This window comes from Citrobacter sp. Cf116 (genome assembly GCF_030336505.1).
Lineage (GTDB): Bacteria > Pseudomonadota > Gammaproteobacteria > Enterobacterales > Enterobacteriaceae > Citrobacter > Citrobacter freundii.
On the sequence record NZ_JAOWEQ010000040.1, the window covers coordinates 68,512 to 87,919 of the forward strand.

General features: G+C 47.2%; 20 protein-coding genes. 9 read left to right on the forward strand and 11 right to left on the reverse strand.

Annotated features, from left to right (window positions below; translation table 11 throughout):
- Nucleotides 1-225: 225 nt before the first annotated feature.
- A complete protein-coding gene (locus tag OGV74_RS17080) occupies nt 226-792 on the forward strand; it encodes a cytochrome b (RefSeq protein WP_086503946.1) in 567 nt (188 codons plus the stop codon).
- A gap of 1 nt (nt 793) precedes the next feature.
- A complete protein-coding gene (locus OGV74_RS17085) occupies nt 794-1,369 on the forward strand; it encodes a YceI family protein (protein ID WP_003832130.1) in 576 nt (191 codons plus the stop codon).
- A 45-nt stretch (nt 1,370-1,414) separates the two neighbouring features.
- On the opposite strand, the gene trhO is transcribed toward OGV74_RS17085, so the two are convergent.
- The gene (trhO, locus tag OGV74_RS17090; RefSeq protein ID WP_086503945.1) at nt 1,415-2,467 is read right to left on the reverse strand and encodes an oxygen-dependent tRNA uridine(34) hydroxylase TrhO; all 1,053 of its coding nucleotides are present in this window, start codon (nt 2,465-2,467) and stop codon (nt 1,415-1,417) included.
- 220 nt (nt 2,468-2,687) lie between these two features.
- Here trhO and OGV74_RS17095 point away from each other — a divergent pair, with 220 nt between their 5' ends.
- The gene (locus tag OGV74_RS17095; protein WP_071697334.1) at nt 2,688-3,608 is read left to right on the forward strand and encodes a Kdo(2)-lipid IV(A) acyltransferase; all 921 of its coding nucleotides are present in this window, start codon (nt 2,688-2,690) and stop codon (nt 3,606-3,608) included.
- Nucleotides 3,609-3,763: 155 nt separating this feature from the next.
- Nucleotides 3,764-4,984: a multidrug efflux MFS transporter MdtG gene (gene mdtG, locus OGV74_RS17100; protein ID WP_086503944.1), complete on the forward strand. Its 1,221-nt coding sequence runs from the start codon at nt 3,764-3,766 to the stop codon at nt 4,982-4,984.
- Nucleotides 4,985-5,047: 63 nt separating this feature from the next.
- On the opposite strand, the gene OGV74_RS17105 is transcribed toward mdtG, so the two are convergent.
- On the reverse strand, nt 5,048-6,379 hold the full coding sequence (locus OGV74_RS17105) for a sensor domain-containing diguanylate cyclase (RefSeq protein WP_353622706.1): 1,332 nt from the start codon (nt 6,377-6,379) through the stop codon (nt 5,048-5,050).
- A 692-nt stretch (nt 6,380-7,071) separates the two neighbouring features.
- Here OGV74_RS17105 and OGV74_RS17110 point away from each other — a divergent pair.
- Nucleotides 7,072-7,449, forward strand: a complete 378-nt coding sequence (locus OGV74_RS17110) for a MysB family protein (RefSeq protein WP_032936472.1) — start codon at nt 7,072-7,074, stop codon at nt 7,447-7,449.
- Here OGV74_RS17110 and OGV74_RS17115 read toward each other — a convergent pair whose 3' ends face one another.
- The 3 genes from OGV74_RS17115 to mdoG form a co-directional block, all read right to left on the reverse strand.
- Nucleotides 7,450-7,677, reverse strand: coding sequence for a YceK/YidQ family lipoprotein (locus tag OGV74_RS17115; RefSeq protein WP_003832117.1), 228 nt, complete (start codon nt 7,675-7,677; stop codon nt 7,450-7,452). It lies immediately after the preceding gene.
- Between the two features lie 76 nt (nt 7,678-7,753).
- On the reverse strand, nt 7,754-10,282 hold the full coding sequence (gene mdoH / locus OGV74_RS17120) for a glucans biosynthesis glucosyltransferase MdoH (protein ID WP_286521257.1): 2,529 nt from the start codon (nt 10,280-10,282) through the stop codon (nt 7,754-7,756).
- Nucleotides 10,275-11,810, reverse strand: coding sequence for a glucans biosynthesis protein MdoG (gene mdoG / locus OGV74_RS17125; RefSeq protein WP_086504946.1), 1,536 nt, complete (start codon nt 11,808-11,810; stop codon nt 10,275-10,277). The genes mdoH and mdoG overlap by 8 nt, the downstream gene beginning before the upstream one ends.
- Nucleotides 11,811-12,081: 271 nt before the next feature.
- Here mdoG and mdoC point away from each other — a divergent pair, with 271 nt between their 5' ends.
- Nucleotides 12,082-13,242, forward strand: coding sequence for a glucans biosynthesis protein MdoC (gene mdoC, locus OGV74_RS17130; protein ID WP_057063362.1), 1,161 nt, complete (start codon nt 12,082-12,084; stop codon nt 13,240-13,242).
- A 23-nt stretch (nt 13,243-13,265) separates the two neighbouring features.
- On the opposite strand, the gene OGV74_RS17135 is transcribed toward mdoC, so the two are convergent.
- The 6 genes from OGV74_RS17135 to csgB form a co-directional block, all read right to left on the reverse strand.
- Complete coding sequence (locus OGV74_RS17135; RefSeq protein ID WP_086503941.1) at nt 13,266-14,753, reverse strand: phospholipase D family protein; 1,488 nt, start codon at nt 14,751-14,753, stop codon at nt 13,266-13,268.
- Nucleotides 14,689-15,231: an O-acetyl-ADP-ribose deacetylase gene (gene ymdB / locus OGV74_RS17140; protein WP_016149912.1), complete on the reverse strand. Its 543-nt coding sequence runs from the start codon at nt 15,229-15,231 to the stop codon at nt 14,689-14,691. Before ymdB ends, OGV74_RS17135 begins: the two co-directional genes overlap by 65 nt.
- Before the next feature lie 100 nt (nt 15,232-15,331).
- A complete protein-coding gene (locus OGV74_RS17145) occupies nt 15,332-15,652 on the reverse strand; it encodes a YmdA family protein (protein ID WP_003836793.1) in 321 nt (106 codons plus the stop codon).
- A 152-nt stretch (nt 15,653-15,804) separates the two neighbouring features.
- The gene (csgC, locus tag OGV74_RS17150; RefSeq protein WP_086503938.1) at nt 15,805-16,137 is read right to left on the reverse strand and encodes a curli assembly chaperone CsgC; all 333 of its coding nucleotides are present in this window, start codon (nt 16,135-16,137) and stop codon (nt 15,805-15,807) included.
- Nucleotides 16,138-16,198: 61 nt separating this feature from the next.
- On the reverse strand, nt 16,199-16,648 hold the full coding sequence (csgA, locus tag OGV74_RS17155; RefSeq protein WP_003846828.1) for a curli major subunit CsgA: 450 nt from the start codon (nt 16,646-16,648) through the stop codon (nt 16,199-16,201).
- Nucleotides 16,649-16,688: 40 nt separating this feature from the next.
- Nucleotides 16,689-17,147 (reverse strand): curli minor subunit CsgB, encoded by a 459-nt coding sequence (csgB, locus tag OGV74_RS17160; protein WP_086503937.1) that lies wholly within the window; start codon nt 17,145-17,147, stop codon nt 16,689-16,691.
- Nucleotides 17,148-17,908: 761 nt separating this feature from the next.
- On the opposite strand from csgB, the gene csgD reads away from it, so the two are divergent.
- The 3 genes from csgD to csgF are packed head-to-tail and all read left to right on the forward strand — an operon-like array spanning nt 17,909 to nt 19,395.
- Nucleotides 17,909-18,559, forward strand: a complete 651-nt coding sequence (gene csgD / locus OGV74_RS17165; protein ID WP_003036091.1) for a biofilm master transcriptional regulator CsgD — start codon at nt 17,909-17,911, stop codon at nt 18,557-18,559.
- Nucleotides 18,560-18,563: 4 nt separating this feature from the next.
- The gene (gene csgE, locus OGV74_RS17170) at nt 18,564-18,956 is read left to right on the forward strand and encodes a curli production assembly/transport protein CsgE (protein WP_003036087.1); all 393 of its coding nucleotides are present in this window, start codon (nt 18,564-18,566) and stop codon (nt 18,954-18,956) included.
- A gap of 25 nt (nt 18,957-18,981) precedes the next feature.
- Complete coding sequence (gene csgF, locus OGV74_RS17175; RefSeq protein WP_003036084.1) at nt 18,982-19,395, forward strand: curli production assembly/transport protein CsgF; 414 nt, start codon at nt 18,982-18,984, stop codon at nt 19,393-19,395.
- The last annotated feature ends 13 nt before the right edge of the window (nt 19,396-19,408 follow it).

Genomic DNA, 19,408 nt, shown 5'->3' on the forward strand with positions numbered 1-19,408 from the left:
TAGCTTAATTTTCATTGCAATAAACTGAACAATAATACAAATCATAACCACCCATAAACCAAGCACTATCACCTACTCTCACACTAATCCCTTGATGATTAATTCAATAATCAGTCAACTTTACTGAACAAAAAATAAATATCATCACCATTGTTATTTATTAGTTGCATTAATGTCTTTTACACGCCATTTTCATTCACTTCTGAAATATAAATCGGTGTACTTATGCAATTCAAAAATAGTCCACAGCGCTATGGCGTAGTGTCAGCCATATTACATTGGCTGGTTGCAATTGCTGTATATGGCATGTTCGCGTTGGGCTTATGGATGGTCACGCTTAGCTACTATGACGGCTGGTATCACCAGGCCCCTGAACTGCATAAAAGCATCGGCATCCTACTCATGATGGGACTGGTTATCCGCGTTGTCTGGCGGTTGTTCTCCCCTCCGCCTGTTGCGTTGGCAAGCTACTCCCGTTTAACCCGCATCGCAGCGGCAATGGGTCACCTCGCTCTTTATTTGCTGCTCTTTTCGATTGCCATTAGCGGATATCTAATTTCCACCGCAGATGGCAAAGCGATAAGCGTCTTTGGTTGGTTCGACATTCCAGCCACCGTTGCCAACGCAGGTGCTCAGGCCGACCTCGCCGGTAGCTTGCACCTGTGGCTTGCGTGGACCGTGGTGATTTTATCCCTACTGCACGGACTGATGGCCCTGAAACATCACTTTATTGATAACGACGATACCCTCAATCGCATGTTGGGAAAATCGTCATCTGACTATGGAGCTTAAAATGAAAAAAAACCTGCTGGGACTTACACTCGCCTCTCTGTTATTCACCACCGGGTCGGCCGTGGCGGCAGATTACAAAATTGACAAGGAAGGACAGCATGCCTTTGTTAATTTCCGTATTCAGCATCTGGGTTACAGCTGGCTGTATGGCACATTTAAAGATTTCGACGGTACGTTTACCTTTGATGAGAAAAATCCCGCAGCCGATAAGGTTAACGTAACCATCAACACCAACAGCGTTGACACTAATCACGCCGAACGTGACAAGCATCTGCGCAGCGCAGATTTCCTTAACGTAGCGAAATTCCCGCAGGCGACCTTCAGCTCCACCAGCGTGAAGAAAGAAGGTAATGACCTGGATATCACCGGTAATTTGACCCTGAACGGCGTTACCAAACCGGTTACGCTGGATGCGAAGCTCATCGGTCAGGGCGGCGATCCTTGGGGCGGTACGCGCGCTGGTTTTGAAGCGCAAGGTAAGATTAAGCTGAAGGATTTCAACATCACCACCGATCTCGGTCCGGCGTCGCAGGAAGTCGATTTAATCATCTCAGTGGAAGGTGTGCAACAGAAGTAACGCATGAATTGCCGGATGAGGTTCTGCCCCTCATCCGGAATCATGTTATTGCGCAGGGTCTGGAATACCCAGTTTGGTATTCAGTTGACCACGTGATTTATTAAAGATTTTATTGCCATTTTCACGCCCAGCGCGACGACGCCGTTGTTCCTCTTCCGGCAACTCACTCTCTTCGCTACACAGCTCGCTACAGCAGCCTTTATATTTCTGCGCACAAGCCGGGCACTGAATAAACAACAGATGGCAGCCATCATTTTTGCAATTAGTATGGCTATCGCACGCCGTGCCGCACTGATGACAATGTGCGATAACATCTTCAGAGATCCTTTCGCCCATGCGCTCATCAAAGACAAAGTTTTTACCGACAAAACGCACCGGAAGTCCCTGCTCACGCGCCTTGCGGGCATACTCAATAATACCGCCCTCAATGTGCCAGACTTTGCTAAATCCATTGTGTTTCATCCAGGCGCTAGCTTTCTCACAGCGGATCCCACCCGTGCAGTACATCACGATTTTTTTATCTTTATGCGCCTGCATCATTTCAACCGCTTTCGGCAGCTGATCGCGGAATGTGTCTGCCGGGATCTCCAGCGCATTCTCGAAGTGACCCACCTCATATTCATAATGGTTGCGCATATCAATGAATACCGCTTCAGGATCGTCAAGCATGGCATTCACCTCTGCTGCCTTGAGATAATCCCCCACATTGCTGGCGTCAAAGTCTGGATCGTCGATACCATCCGCCACGATACGTTCACGGACTTTCATACGCAGTACCCAGAACGATTTACCGTCATCATCCAGCGCAATATTCAGACGTAAATCGTTCAATGCAGGATCAAACACATAGAGTTGCTGGCGAAATGCCTCGACGTTGCTTTGCGGTACGCTGATTTGCGCATTAATTCCTTCATGGGCAAGATATACTCGCCCGAAGACGTTCAATGCGGTGAACATCTGGTACAGTGCATCACGCGTGTGCTGAGGATTGGCAATGGTGAAATATTTATAGAATGAGATCGTCGTACGCGGCTCGGTCTCGGCCAGCATTTTGGCTTTGAGGGCGTCGTTCGAAATGCGGTTGTGTAACACTGGCATGGTGTACGTATCCTGCAAATAGGGAATAAATGAAAATCGGCGGCATAATAAAGCAAACATCGCCAATTTACATCCACACATTTTACGCTACATTTCATACTTCACTATAAAGTTGCAACAACAATTGCGGAATTAATCACCGTTCTCCCGTCACAAATTTTTGATACGCGCGAAAAAATGCGACAATACAGGGAATTGGTCGTTTAAAAACAGGATAGACATGACGAATTTACCCAAGTTTTCGGCTGCGTTACTGCATCCACGTTATTGGTTAACCTGGCTGGGTATTGGCATCCTTTGGTTAATCGTGCAGTTACCCTACCCCATCCTCTTTAAGTTGGGCTGTGCATTAGGTCGACTGGCGCTACGTTTGATGAAACGTCGGGCAAAAATTGTTTCCCGAAATCTGGAACTGTGCTTCCCGCAGATGAGTGAGCAGGAACGCCAGCAGATGGTCGTCAAGAACTTCGAATCCGTGGGCATGGGCGTAATGGAAACCGGGATGGCCTGGTTTTGGTCCGATAAGCGTATTTCACGCTGGACTGAAGTGGTCGGGATGGAACATATCCGTGACGTTCAGGCGCAAAAACGCGGGATCCTGTTAGTGGGTCTGCACTTTCTGACTCTGGAACTGGGTGCGCGTCAGTTTGGTTTGCAGGAACCGGGTATTGGTGTGTATCGCCCTAACGACAACCCGCTTCTCGACTGGCTACAAACCTGGGGCCGTATGCGCTCGAATAAATCAATGCTCGATCGTAAAGACCTAAAAGGGATGATTAAAGCGTTGAAAAAGGGCGAAGTGGTCTGGTACGCGCCGGATCACGATTACGGCCCTCGTGCCAGTGTGTTTGTACCACTTTTTGCCGTTGAACAAGCCGCAACAACCTCTGGGACCTGGATGCTTTCGCGCATGTCCAATGCCTGCCTGGTACCGTTTGTTCCTCGCCGCAAACCTGACGGTAAAGGATATCAATTGATTATGCTGCCTCCAGAGTGCTCACCGCCGTTGGACGACGCAGAGACCACTGCCGCGTGGATGAACAAAATTGTTGAGCAATGCATCATGATGGCGCCAGAGCAGTATATGTGGCTGCATCGTCGCTTCAAGACGCGCCCTGAAGGTTCTCCTTCCCTGTACTAAAACACTGTTGCAGTCCTGTGGACTGCAACACCTTCCCTGTCTGCTTTAGGTTTAACTGCTATCCGCATTGCAGCAACTATCAACCAGGCGCATAATTAGCCTGCTTACTTATATTCAATCGATAGCGCAAACAGCGCGCCACACTGCGGAACGCTATGTCACCCTCAGATGCTCCCATAAACTGGAAACGCAACCTCACTGTTGCCTGGTTAGGCTGTTTTTTAACCGGCGCAGCATTTAGCCTGGTCATGCCCTTTTTGCCACTTTACGTCGAGAGTCTCGGCGTCACGGGACATAGCGCACTGAATATGTGGTCAGGCCTGGTCTTCAGCATCACCTTTCTTTTTTCCGCTATCGCCTCTCCTTTCTGGGGCGGCCTTGCCGATCGCAAGGGGCGAAAAATCATGCTGCTACGATCTGCGTTGGGTATGGCTGTTGTGATGCTGCTGATGGGACTGGCGCAAAATATCTGGCAGTTCTTGACCCTGCGCGCCTTGTTGGGGCTGCTTGGTGGATTCATCCCCAATGCGAATGCACTGATCGCCACCCAGGTTCCACGCAATAAAAGCGGCTGGGCACTGGGAACGCTTTCCACCGGTGGCGTTAGTGGCGCACTGCTCGGGCCGCTAGCGGGCGGCCTCCTCGCGGATCAGTACGGACTGCGTCCCGTATTTTTCATCACCGCCAGCGTGCTGTTGGTCTGCTTCATCCTGACGCTATTTTTTATCCGCGAGCGTTTCCAGCCGGTGAGCAAGAAGGAAATGCTGCACATTCGTGAAGTCGTGGCCTCTTTAAGGAACCCCAAACTGGTGCTGAGCCTGTTTGTCACCACTTTGATCATTCAGGTAGCCACCGGTTCTATCGCGCCAATACTGACACTGTACGTTCGAGAGTTGGCTGGCAACGTCAGCAATATTGCGTTTATCAGTGGGATGATAGCCTCTGTCCCCGGCGTTGCGGCATTAATCAGCGCCCCTAAACTTGGCAAATTAGGCGATCGGATTGGCCCGGAGAAGATCCTGATCGTCGCGCTGATCGTTTCCGTGTTACTGCTAATTCCAATGTCATTTGTCCAGACGCCCTGGCAGCTTGGTATTCTGCGCTTTATATTGGGGGCGGCCGACGGCGCTCTGCTCCCGGCGGTACAAACGCTGCTGGTCTATAACTCGACTAATCAAATCGCTGGACGTATTTTCAGTTATAACCAGTCATTTCGCGACATTGGTAACGTAACAGGACCTCTAATGGGGGCAGCGATATCCGCCAACTACGGTTTTCGTGCTGTATTCTGTGTGACCGCAGGAGTCGTACTGTTCAACGCCCTGTACTCGTGGAATAGCCTGCGCCGTCGTCGGAGTACAGAGGTCGTGGGATGATTTATATATTTATATTCGCAGGTTCAGAATAAAAATTTATCTCACATGACATATATTTCAGTCTTAATGATAATAGTAACACACTTTATTTCTGCCAGAATTTTTGGCTTCATACAAAGCGGCATCAGCATATGAAACAACTTTATCCGCTGATTCATCATCAATTTTACTGCAATATACACCGATACTTATCGTCATTTTTTCTTTTAAATCATATGAATTTGGTATTGTCGTACCATTTTCCACATTTCGCCTAATTCGTTCTGCAACAACAATTGCCTCATCTTTATCGTTACACTTAAGAAGGATCGCAAATTCTTCGCCACCGACTCTGGCAAAAACATCCGTATCTCTGATTGATTTATTGATAATATCGACAATGCTGATTATTACTCTGTCACCTTCCTGATGACCGTAGGTATCGTTAATCCGTTTGAATTTATCAATATCCAGAACCATTACACACACTGCACCTTTTGCTAATGATGCTTTTAATGACTTATAGAATAGTTTACGATTATATATTTTAGTCATTGCATCTTTAATAGCTGAATCCGTTTCTTTTTTTAAGATGATGAAGGTGTTGTACATCAGTATTGAGATTATACACAGGGCACTTATCACCTCAATTCCCCGGCTAACATACCAAATATACATGCTATATTCATCCAAGCTCAGAAGTAGTACATTGGTCAATATTGCTGAGCAACACAGTAGCCCTATACTTTTCCACAAGATGTTGTGCGTTCTGGTTTTAATGATTAAATACAACAGGACCAGCCCCCAGGATATAATAAGCGAATAAATGTACCCAATATGCCAGTGCACCGTGACATTATCAGGCTTCAGGCTTGTTATCTCGAGTGTAAAATTAGGGTTGTAACTGGCCAGAGTGTGCGCCATCACCGCGATAACCAGCATGATTAAAAAAGACAGAACGATATAGCAAGGTTCTCTTTCTTTGGTTTCAATAACTGTCGAGGATATTTTATAAGATTTCAATGAAACAAATAGCAGAGCGATGAAACTAATCTGCCGAAAGTAATAAAATATAGCTATATCGTTAGTTCTTTTTTCGATTGATGCATGATCATTAATCAAGTCCTGAACAATGTAGATAGTCTCGACGAAAAATATGTTATTGCCAAGAAACGCCATGCCTAATATCATGAGGCAGGTGAGATCTTTTCTACAAAGATACTGAAATAACATAAACAGGAAAATTATTCCATATAAAAAGAACAACCCTACAATTATAATCAGATATACTGTTTGCGGGACACTTTGCATCGTTAATTTAAATTGTGTAAGACACAAACCGCCAAGGACATAGCTAGCCAAACAGATTATATAGAAAGCCATTAACCTTCCATTATTTGAATTATAGTTATCCATAACAACCTTAAGGTAATTCTTAATTTTGCATTTTATATAATAAAGCATAAGATTTTGCAAACTATTATACCCGCACAATTTCAATAACATTAATTCATTTCTTATTTAATGGTTTCTTATAGATTTATAACCTTTGTCATTAATAATCTTTTATTATGTATACTATTTTAGTATCACTCGCACCATTCACAACCCCTATACGCAAAAGACACTTTGTCACTTCCAGAGACACCACTAAGTTTAGCCACTTTCATTGATTACCTCTGCAACACTTCCGTATTGGGCATTAATTTTCTCCTTTATTTTGATTGAGTTATGCAATATTAATTCATAAGCGTTCGCACTCCCCCTCTAAAACACACAAAAATTGGTGTTTAAAACTGAAGATTTTCTAATATAACGCCAACTTTTATTCATTTGATTTTCATTACTGCATTGCAAACCACATACATTACTCTTTTTTCTTGAATTTTTTTCCTGATATTACGTCGGCTTCAGTATCTGCCAATGTAAATTTTTTCATAAACTACCGAGGTTACTTTCACCTGCTCTCATTGGCATTGCAGGCAGTAATCATCTGATTGAGTTAACCACGAAGCTAACGGGTTTGACGCTCTGCGGATCGCCGTCTATAGATTGAATCATCCCCCTTTATTGTTCGCCTTAGGAGAAGAAATATGGCAAAGAATGACATGAATTTTTATGCCACGTTGGAAGAGGCTATTGATGCGGCTCGTGAAGTGTTTCTGGCTGATAACCCTGACCTCGAGTCAGACGACGCCAGCGTTCAACAGCTAAGCATCCAAAAATACGTGCTACAGGATGGCGACATTATGTGGCAGGCGGAATTCTTTGCTGACGAGGATGATGTAGATGGTGAATGTCTACCAATGCTGAGCGGAGAAGCGGCTCAGAGCGTTTTTGATGGCGACTATGATGAAATTGAAATCCGCCAGGAGTGGCAGGAAGAAAATACGCTTCACGAATGGGATGAAGGTGAATTCCAGCTGGAACCTCCCCTTGATACCGAAGAGGGGCAGACCGCAGCCGATGAATGGGATGAGCGATAATTACTCGTAAGGTCCATGATGTATGTCGAGCGGCAGCAGCAACGTATCAAACACCAGCGAAAAAGGCAGATCGAGGATAGTGACGTAGCGCCATGCGGAGTCCCGAACATCCCATTGCACGCCAGGATAGTATTGATTTCCGTGTCCTTGCCCTGGGATGGTACGACTAATAATGCTGCCGCATCCGCTCAGGAAGAAGATCATTATTCCTACAGCCAATATTCGCACCTGCTACCTCACGACTCATTCTATTCAATATAAAAAAATACCGGCACCAGGCCGGTATTTTCACGTTACAGAACGCTTATTTTTTCCTGAGCGCCAACGGGTTCAGAGTCAATCCCTGATAGTAGTTCACCCACGAAGAATACTTATCAGGTGAATTCCAGACGCGATAATGTAAACGTGCCATGGTCACCGGATCGCTCAACAATACAAGGCGGCGATCGCGATTCAGTTTCTCCGGCGTTTCGTTCAGCGCCTGTTCCACATGACGATCGCGTGCAATCTCCAGCACGTTGCTGACGCGGTGGCGTGCAGTCGCCATGGCCGTGGCCAGTGCGTTAAACGACGGGTTAAACACCGCATGCATAAAGCCATCGTCCAGCGTACGTTTACGGTTCATCACCAGATAAGTATCGGTATCCACCAGCACCTGCGGCGGGGAATACTCTTCCGGGATCAGGAACAGCTTACAGCGCTTGGTACGTAACCCCACCGTGGAACGGCTGGAAATCACTGAAACAAACGGCGACAGGATCAGCGAGAAGACAATCGGTGCCAGCCAGAACAGGAAACGCAGATCCAGCCAGGCCATACCCACAGCCCACACCAGCCCCAACAGTAACTGAGAACCGTGACGCATAAATGCTTCACCCCACGGGGTGGAATCGTCATCGCGCTGCGGCGAATTCCACACCACTTCCCAACCGAGGAAAGCGCTCACGACGAAGACGGTATGGAACAACATGCGCACTGGTGCCAGCAGCACGGAGAACAGAACCTCCAGCAGCAGCGACAGCGTAACGCGGATAAACCCGCCGTACTCTTTCGTCCCTTTACACCAGATGAGCAAAATACTCAGCAACTTCGGCAGGAACAACAGCACCATCGTTGAAGCAAACAGCGCGATCGCCAGTTCAGGTCGCCATTGCGGCCATACCGGGAATAGCTGACGCGGTTGCAGGAAGTACTGCGGTTCCGTCAACGCATGCACCACCTGCAATGCGGTAGAGAGCGCGAGGAACATAAACCACAGCGGCGCGGACAGATAGGACATCACACCAGTCAGGAACACCGCACGGTGAACCGGGTGCATCCCCTTAACCAGGAACAGACGGAAGTTCATCAAGTTGCCGTGGCACCAGCGACGGTCACGCTTGAGTTCATCCAGCAGGTTCGGCGGTAGCTCTTCATAAGAGCCCGGCAGATCGTAAGCAATCCACACGCCCCAGCCAGCACGACGCATCAACGCCGCTTCGACAAAGTCATGGGAGAGGATCGAGCCCGCAAACGAGCCTTCGCCCGGTAACGGCGCGAGCGCACAGTGCTCGATAAACGGCTTCACGCGGATAATTGCGTTGTGGCCCCAGTAGTGTGATTCGCCTAACTGCCAGAAGTGAAGCCCGGCGGTAAACAGCGGCCCATAAACACGGGTCGCAAACTGTTGACAGCGCGCATACAGCGTATCCATACCGGAAGCCTTCGGTGAAGACTGGATAATCCCGGCATTCGGATTCGCTTCCATCAGGCGCACCAGGCCGCTCAGACAGTCACCGCTCATCACTGAGTCCGCATCCAGCACAACCATGTAGCTGTACTGATTTCCCCAGCGACGGCAGAAGTCATCAATGTTGCCGCTTTTACGCTTCACGCGACGACGGCGACGGCGGTAGAAAATCTGTCCTTCGCCCTGCACTTCGGCAATCAGCTCCATCCACGCTTTTTGTTCTGCCACGCAGATATCTGGATTGTAGCTGTCGCTCAGAATGTAAACATCGAAATGCTCAGCGTTGCCCGTTGCTTTGACCGACTCCCACGTGGCGCGAAGTCCCGCGAATACGCGATCAACGTCCTCGTTACAGATAGGCATAATCAACGCCGTACGGTGTTCAGGATTCAACGGTTCATCCCCGACCGTTGAGGCCGAGATACTGTACTTATCCCGTCCAATCAGCAATTGCAGGAAGCCCATCAGCGCGGTCCAGAATCCCGCTGATACCCAACAGAAAAGTACGGCAAACAAAATAAGAATGCCGGTCTGGAGCATGTAGGGCAGCAGTTGCATAAAGGAGACCCACAAATCCTGCCCCATCATGTCTGCAGGATTAATGAATGCCCACCCCTGATAAGGAAGGATCGTCTTCATATACCAGGTTGCAACGACCGTTTGCGCCAGCGTTAAGATCAACAGCGTATAGCGGCGGATGGTGCCTACGGTACGCCATTTTTGCTCGCTCTCTTGTTCTTCTTTGGTCAAACGCGAAAGATAACGCGGAGTCACATCGCGCCCACGCAGACGATCCCAAAAACGGCCAACCGGGTTGGTACGCCAGGGATCGGGGAACATAGAGGTACGCGTTGCTTTTGGCATCGCCTGTAGCTGATCGCGCCCCTCATCGTCCTTAACCAACTGCTCTTTAGCCAGAGAATCCGGCCATGCTTGCTCAAGACGAGCTTTTACAGAACCCTGCGGTGAATCATCTTCGCGCGAGTACGTACGATGCTCAGCATCCAGCGCCTGATGAACGGCGCGGATGTCAGTTTTCGGCAGTGCCGCTTTTTCGATATCCGAAAGCGGCATTGCGTCAATATACTCAGTTGTCTTATTCATTGGCAGGTAACTGGTAGCTCCAGGTTTCACTCAGCGTCTGATCGGCATTGACCAGGGCAGCACGCATTTCAGTGGTTTTCTTCACGTCTTTCACTTTCACGCGCAATACCAAACGCCAACCTTTAGTGACCGGGTTGTAGCGCACGGTGTTTTCAACGATTTCACCGTTGTCACCAATACTGGTTTGTGCGGTAACCGGCGTATCCTGCGGCAGCTTTTTCATATCGGTGCCGGAAAAGTCCACCACAAACGCGATGGTACCGTCAGGCTGACGAATGAGATTGGACTGTTTAACATCACCGGTAGAACGACGTGTCTGCTGTACCCAGGCGTTATCAGGCGCATGAAGCTTGTCTTCATCACGCGTGAACGTCAGGGTATATTTAAAGTTCATTTCTTTACCGGCTTCAGGCAGTTGCTCCGGGGTCCAGTACGCAACGATGTTATCGTTCGTTTCATCGTTAGTTGGAATTTCAACTAACTCAATCTTACCTTTGCCCCAATCGCCTTTTGGCGTGATCCAGGCGCTCGGGCGCAGATCGTAACGATCGTCGATGTCTTCAAAACGCGAGAACTGACGGCCACGCTGCAACAGACCGAAACCTTGCGGATTTTCCATAGCAAAGCTGCTCACCGCGAGATGTTTCGGGTTATTCAGCGGACGCCAAATCCATTCGCCGTTGCCAGCGTGGATGGACAAACCGTTAGAGTCATGCAGTTCTGGACGATAGTTAGTCGTCGGAGAAGGCTGGTTAGGTCCATACAGGAACATACTGGTTAACGGTGCCACGCCAAGTTTGCCCACTTTGTCGCGCAGATAAACTTTGGACTGAACATCGACTACCGTGTCACGACCAGGAATGATGACAAAGCGATACGCTCCGGTTGCACGCGGAGAATCCAGTAAGGCATAAATGGTTAAACGTTTATCAGTTGGTTTCGGACGCTCGATCCAAAACTCACGAAAGCGGGGAAATTCTTCACCAGAAGGCAGAGCGGTATCAATCGCGAGACCGCGCGCAGAAAGGCCGTAGACCTGGCCTGCACCCAGAACACGGAAATAGCTGGCACCGAGCATGCTGACGATTTCGTCGTTTTTATCTTTGCTGTTGATCGGATACAGCACTTTGAACCCGGCAAAACCGAGATCTTTTACCGTGTCTTTATCATGCTGAACATCGCCGAAATTAAAGTAATCCGGGCTGTATTTGATTCTTTTCACCGCAGTAGCGGTCACTTCGTTGATTTTGACCGGCGTGTCGAAGTACATACCCTGGTGGTAGAACTCGAGCTTAAATGGGGTCTTGAGATTGCTCCAGTAGGCTTTATCGCGATTAAACTGGATCTGCTGATAATCCGCATATTTCATGTCGCGGAAAACGGAGGGCAAGTTACTTTTTGGCGCCTCATAGCCTTTATCGGCTAAGGATTGAGCTTGTTTTGCAACATCATCAATGCTGAATGCCCAGCTTGATGATGTGTACAGCGTTAACATGACTGCTGCACCCAACCAACGCATTTTCATCATTTGTAGTTTATGTTTCATAATTAGTAAGCACTTCCCCCTTTGTGTGCTTATATTGATCCGATCCATTTTAATGGATAATCGGGTATTCCGACAACTGAATCCCTGTATTGTTCGCGCGCTGGCTCATGGTTTAAGCAGGTTCGTCTGCCTGTTTTCACTTTGCGTGCTTATCCTGGAGACAGGTTGTTAGACTTCGTGTAGGGTTGCCCTCGAATGTAACCATTATTCGTCTTAGGGATAAGACGAAAAGTCTGAGAATACATAACTGTCTATGAGCTCTGTATCACCACCACGCGAATATTTTCTTGACTCCATCCGTGCCTGGCTAATGTTGTTAGGGATCCCGTTTCATATTTCATTGATCTACTCCACCCACACATGGCACGTGAACAGCGCAGAACCATCGTGGTGGTTGACCTTGTTCAATGACTTTATCCATGCTTTTCGCATGCAAGTCTTCTTTGTCATTTCGGGTTATTTTTCCTACATGCTATTTCTACGCTATCCGTTAAAGCGCTGGTGGAAAGTGCGTGTAGAACGCGTGGGGATCCCTATGCTGACCGCGATTCCGCTGCTTACGCTGCCGCAATTTATCATGCTGCAATACGTGAAAGGCAAAGCAGACAGCTGGCATACCCTCAGCGGCTACGATAAATACAACGCGCTGGCCTGGGAGCTGATTTCCCATCTGTGGTTTTTACTGGTTCTCGTGGTGTTAACGACCCTGAGCATGTGGGTGTTTACCCAGATGAAACACAGATTGACGCAAAGCGACGTCGGCAGCGCGCCTGCGGTGTCAATGACGAAGTTAACGCTGATTTTTGCAGTGCTGGGTTTCGGTTATGCCGCCGTCAGAAGGACGATTTTCATCCTCTACCCTTCGATTCTCAGCGATGGCATGTTTAATTTTATCGTTATGCAAACGTTGTTTTATGTGCCTTTCTTTATGCTCGGTGCGCTGGCGTTTATCAATCCTAATCTGAAAGCGCTGTTTACCACGCCATCGCGCGGCTGCACGCTGGGCGCCGCATGCACATTTGTCGCATACCTGCTCAATCAACGTTACGGCAACGGCGATGCCTGGATGTATGAAACCGAATATGTTATTACCATGGTCATGGGCCTGTGGATGGTGAACGTCGTCTTTTCACTTGGTCACCGTTTGCTGAATTTCCAGTCAGCCCGCGTAACCTATTTTGTCAACGCATCTCTGTTTATCTATCTGGTGCATCATCCGTTAACGCTGTTTTTTGGCGCTTACATCACACCGCATATCAAGTCGAATTTGCTGGGCTTTCTCTGCGGTCTACTGTTTGTAGTCGGGATTGCGGTAATACTGTACGAAATCCATTTACGGATCCCGGTGCTGAAGTTTCTCTTTTCGGGTAAACCACCCGTCAGGCAGGATAAAAACAAGGCCGTGGCCGGTTAGTTTTCCGTCAATCATTGTGTGGTTCAGAGCAACCACTCAATGGGTAACACGGACGCCAGCTTTACCAGAACCCGCTTCCAGAATCCTGTGGCGGGTTCTTTTTTCAGTACCTGTTCACTGCCAGAAAGTCTGTCGACCCAATTGATTCTTCCCCACCGATCAAGACATAGTTGCCAGGCCATTTCACGCTGGCTTTGCATAAAACGTTTATGAATCAACTCGGCCAGTACTTCACTCTCAATCACAAACCCCATTTCCGTATTGAGCAGCGTTGAACGGGGATCAAAATTAAGCGAGCCGATAAACACTTTACAACCGTCAATGCTGAAGGTTTTCGCATGCAGGCTGGAGCCTGAATTACCGGTTAATCCCCGGTCATGTACTGCTGAAACGCGATCGCGAGTTGGTTTGAGCTCGTATAACTCCACACCGTAGCGCAAGAGCTTTTTTCGCCAGCGTGCATAGCCTGCGTGAACGACTGCGACATCATTCGCCGCCAGAGAATTAGTTAAAATCGCGATCTTAACGCCTTTTCTCACCAGTCTCAGGAGCTGCGCCACACCGGCGCGAGTTGGTACAAAGTAGGCGGAAATAATATCAATACGCTCGGTGGGAGATCCCATCACGTCAAACAAACGCTGCGGTAATAGTGAGTGGCGCGGCGCTTTCCCCTCTCCTTTTGCGGGATCATCACTCAGCAAGCGCGTTCTCGCCCAAATCAGCGGTAGCGACCTCTGATCGAGGTGGGTCATAAACTGGCTGGTTTCCAGCTTATGTAGATAGCGACGCGTGATGTCATCGTTATACCAGGATTCTGGAAGTTCGATTTTTTGCGTTGAAGCTGGCTCAGCCACCTCAAGTACATTTTGCAATGTTGAAACCGAGCGGCAGTGCCAGTAACGCTCAAAGTCGTCAGCAACATCCTGGACCACCGGCCCGATAGCCATAACATCCAGATCGGAAAACAGCGGTTGTTCGCCTGTGCCAAAATAGGCATCGCCGATATTTCGCCCGCCCACGAGAGTTACGACGCCGTCAGCGGTATAACTTTTATTGTGCATACGTCGATTCAACCGGGCAAAATCGGTTAAATAGCCTAGTGCACGCAGGATACGAAAGGAAAAGGGATTAAACAGACGGATTTCTATATTAGGGTGATTGTCCAGCAAACGCAGCGTGTCATCCAGACCTGGCGTGTTGTTATCATCCAGCAACAAACGCACCCGGACGCCCCGCTTCGCCGCGGCCAGCAAAACGGAAAATAGTAATAGCCCGGACATGTCGCTTTCCCAGATGTAATACTGAACATCCAGGGTACGTTCCGCCATTTCCGTCAACCGATAGCGAGCAGCAAATGCATCCAGGCTGTCATCCAACGTCAGAATGCCGCATTCTCCCGGGTGGTTTTCACAAAGTGGCGTGATGGCACGCTCAAGTCGCGTCATATCAGTCCGTGCGTTCATCGCCTTGCTGGGTAAGTAATCTCTTGTATAGCCGAGCGTTTTCTTCATCAAAGCACACGAAGTATATTTGATCGGGAAGCGCACGTCGGGTGATAAATTTCAACACCGTTTTAACCGCGATCTCTGCCGCTGCAGCGCGGGGATAACCATAAGCCCCGGTGCTAATCGCCGGAAAAGCAATGGACTGATAGCCATTGGCTAAGGCCAGTTGCAAGCTATTAAAGTAAGCCTCTTCGAGGCGTTCAGCTTCATGATGATCGCCACCCTGCCATACGGGCCCCACGGTGTGGATCACCGCCCTGGCGGGCAAGTTTCCTGCCAGGGTGATAACCGCATGACCGGTTGGGCATTCGCCCTGTTGCTGGATAACCTGTTTGCAGGCCGCCAGCAACGCAGGCCCTGCAGCGCGATGAATCGCTCCATCGACGCCACCTCCGCCCAATAGCGATGGATTCGCCGCGTTGACAATCACATCAACAGCGATCGTCGTAATATCGCCATGTAACACATGAACACGTGATTGCATAAGTTCCCCCTGACCAAACACTATTTGTTAAGTGTACAGCAGGGTTTTCCCGGAAATCTCACTTTTTAACCAAACGTGTGCATATGTACGCCGGAATGATTCATTTATATTCAATGTTAAGAATTGCCATGTTTTTCTGTTCATTGAGATAGTGCATTTTGACTGTGGCAATTTGCTGCACATTTTGAGGGGCAGTCGCGACCTGTTGCTGATTGTAGAGACTATTACGGGTGGTGCCGTCGCGCATACATGACAATTCAATTTGCTGCTGCCGAGCGTTAACATCGCAAGGTGATTCAACTATTGCACCGCGAAAATGAATAACCCCGCCGGTTGAGATTTGTTGCGCCATTGCGGGGAGGGTAAAAAGAGAAATGCTGCACAAGCTGATACTTAAAAAACGCTTTAATAATGTACACATAAGGGTTCCTCAATGATTAGCCATCCTTGAGGGATCGAAATGATCCTTCGCCGCTGTGATTAACGATCAAATTAAAACGTTCAAACGTCTCTATATTCATAGAACAGCAGTGCATTCCCAGCCACACCCTTAATGCAAATACATCAAAAAAATCACGGGTGACCGTTTGAATCTGGCCATTGCTGAGACAGATGCAGAGACTGCCCATCCGAAACGGTAACGATAATTTTGACCGAATCCTCAGGTGAAATATTAAAACTCAGTTTAGTTAATTCAATCGGCCGATTAGCGGGGACCGAAAGGCTTGTTTTCTGCTGCGATTGGCTTTGTCCCCCGGCCCCTTTACGTATGGCAAGGACTTGTACCTCACATACGCACGGTTGAGTTAACGTCACCTGAGGAATAATGGTGTACATATCACCTTGCTGAGTTGTATTGAATGTTATTTGATTTGCCAGCGCGGCAATGAGTAATAGCGTATGCATCATATTCTCCCGAAAAAAAAACAGGGCTCACGCCCTGTTTATTATCAGTCAGAAAACTGAATTAGTGTTGGTTAGCTGTAGCGTTGTTACCAAAGCCAACCTGCTGAATCAGCACATTGGAGTCAGAGGCTGTCTGATTAACCAACGCACCGTTACGGCCACCGAACTGGGTCACGCTAATATCAGCATTTTTTGCATTCCACTGATCGATAGTGGCACTGTTCTGGAAGCCGGTCTGTTTCAGGCTAATGGTACTGTCATCAGCACCCTGACCAACAACAGCTCCGTTGCCACGCCCGTGTTGTGTGATGGTGACATCTGATTTACGCGCATCACTTTGCAGAGCACTTGCAGAGTTGTTTGACCCATATTGGTAGATACTCAGTGAAGAGTCTGGGCCATAATTACTGCCACCACCATGATGATTGCCGCCCCATTGCGGAACAACACCAGCCAGAGCACTGCCAGAAACTACGATTGCTGCGAATGCTGCCACTTTTAAAAGTTTCATGGTAAACCCCCATCGGATTGATTTAAACGTCGTTAATGGATTAGCGTTGAGTCACGCGAATTGCCATTTGCGACTGTCTCTGCACCACAACTGCTGTTTTTTGTGTACCGTACTGGGTAATATTGGCTTTATTACCAGAGCCTTTCTGGATAATTACCGCCGTATTACCGTATGAACTTTGTTTAATACTCGCATCATTGGAACTACCCGTTTGATCAATATATGCAAAGTTATATGATCCCGTCTGGTCTGTTTTCGCTCGATTACCAGAACCTTCTTGCGAAATGACTGACAATAACTTCGAGCCCCCCTGGCGGGTATTTGCACTGTTCGCAGTGCCAACCTGACCAATAATGGCTGCCTGATTAAATGAAGACTTACTTAATTCATTTACCGCAAAGTTATATTCTGAATTAGCTAAATCATAACTTGTAGTCGCGGCTGCAATCCCAGGCACACCCAGCATTGTAAACATCATAAATAACAACTTGTTTTTCATGTTGTCACCCTGGACCTGGTCGTACATGAAGTTAAATTAATTACCACTCAAATTGTTGTTAACATGACTTACATTTGTTAACGCCACGTTACGATGAAGAGTATGTCTGCGGAAACATTTTAAATAACTCACCCGCCAGTTGTATTTTTATATTCAGATTCACCCCAAAGTACTAATTAACAGCGAACAATACCGTTACAGCTCTGGATTTCATTTCTTTTTTAACCCAGTGAATGAATTTCTATGCAGTAACAAAAAAAACGCGTTTTCCGCGTTTTCTGGGCCTCGTAGCGAGGTACTTCGATAGTTAGCATTGCAAGTCGTGACAAGCGTCATTTTTTTCTATCTAAAATTGTTCAACTTAAAGTAAGACAAAAATATCGGAATTCATTAGAAATCAAAAACCATCTAAGCATAAATTTAACTCTTAATAATCAATACCATATTATAATTTGTATGATTTTTTAAATCTATGCAGTATCGCCAAAATGTACAACTTTACTATCAAATCTAAACTTCTAAAAAACCCAAAAATCACATTTTAATATATAAATTTACATTCTGTAACATGTTTAACACTTGCTTTAAGATTTGTAATAGCTAGATTGAAATCAGTTGAAGTCCATTTGTTTTAATATTTTCACCCCGTTGGGTCGATATTTTATTTCTACACAGCAGTGCAACATCTGTCAGTACTTCTGGTGCCTCTATTTTAGTAGAGACAGCTGTCAGGTGTGCGACTAAAAAAGTGGAGTTTCATCATGTTTAATGAAGTCCATAGTATTCATGGTCATACATTATTGTTGATCACTAAACCATCCCTGCAGGCAACTGCGTTATTACAGCATTTAAAACAATCGCTGGCGTTAACCGGAAAACTACATAATATTCAACGTTCTCTGGATGATATTTCCTCCAGCTGCATTGTTCTACTGGACATGATGGAGGCAGACAAAAAACTGATCCATTACTGGCAAGATAATTTGAGCAGAAAAAACAACAATATAAAGACGTTATTGTTGAATACCCCAGATGATTATCCTTATCGGGATATTGAAAACTGGCCGCATATCAATGGCGTATTCTACGCAACAGAAGATGAGCAGCGTGTCGTCAGCGGATTGCAAGGTGTGTTGCGTGGCGAATGCTACTTTTCACAAAAGCTCGCCAGCTACCTGATCACGCATTCCGGGAACTACCGCTATAACAGCACGGAGTCGGCATTACTTACGCACCGTGAAAAAGAGATCCTTAATAAACTGCGTATTGGCGCCTCAAATATTGAAATCGCGCGTTCACTATTTATTAGTGAAAATACGGTTAAAACACATCTTTATAATCTTTTCAAAAAGATAGCTGTCAAAAATCGTACGCAGGCGGTCTCGTGGGCCAATGATAACCTCAGGCGATAAAGCCATGAAAAGCTATTTGTCCTGGATTGTGGCAGCAAATTTGTTCCTTGCTGCCGGGAATCTACACGCTGCTGTAGAGGTGGAGGTTCCCGGACTGTTGACTGACCACACTGTCTCTTCTATTGGCCATGATTTTTATCGTGCCTTTAGTGACAAGTGGGAAAGTAAGTACACAGGAAACTTAACCATTAATGAAAGGCCCAGTGCACGTTGGGGAAGTTGGATCACCATAACTGTCAATCAGGACGTTATCTTCCAGACTTTTTTATTCCCGACGAAAAGAGACTTCGACAAAATTGTGGTCTTCGCATTGGCAGAAACTGAGGAAGCATTAAATCGTCGGCAAATAGATCAAACGCTATTAAGTACGAGCGATTTAGCGCGCGATGAATTCTAAAACATGATTTTGTCCGGAGGCTTTCATGCGTGTCAAACATGCAGTGGTTTTGCTCATGCTGATTTCACCATTAAGTTGGGCCGGAAATATGACGTTCCAGTTCCGCAACCCTAACTTTGGTGGCAACCCAAACAACGGCTCTTTTTTACTGAACAGCGCTCAGGCGCAAAACTCGTATAAGGATCCGAGTGCTGGCGATTACGGGATTGAAACCCCATCAGCACTGGATAACTTTACCCAGGCAATACAGTCGCAAATACTCGGTGGCTTGCTCACCAATATCAATACCGGTAAACCGGGGAGGATGGTAACCAGCGATTTTATCGTTGATATCGCCAACCGGGATGGGCAACTGCAACTGAATGTCACGGACAGGAAAACGGGGAGAACGTCGACTATTGAAGTGTCGGGTTTACAAAATCAGTCGACCGATTTCTAAATTATAGCCACGA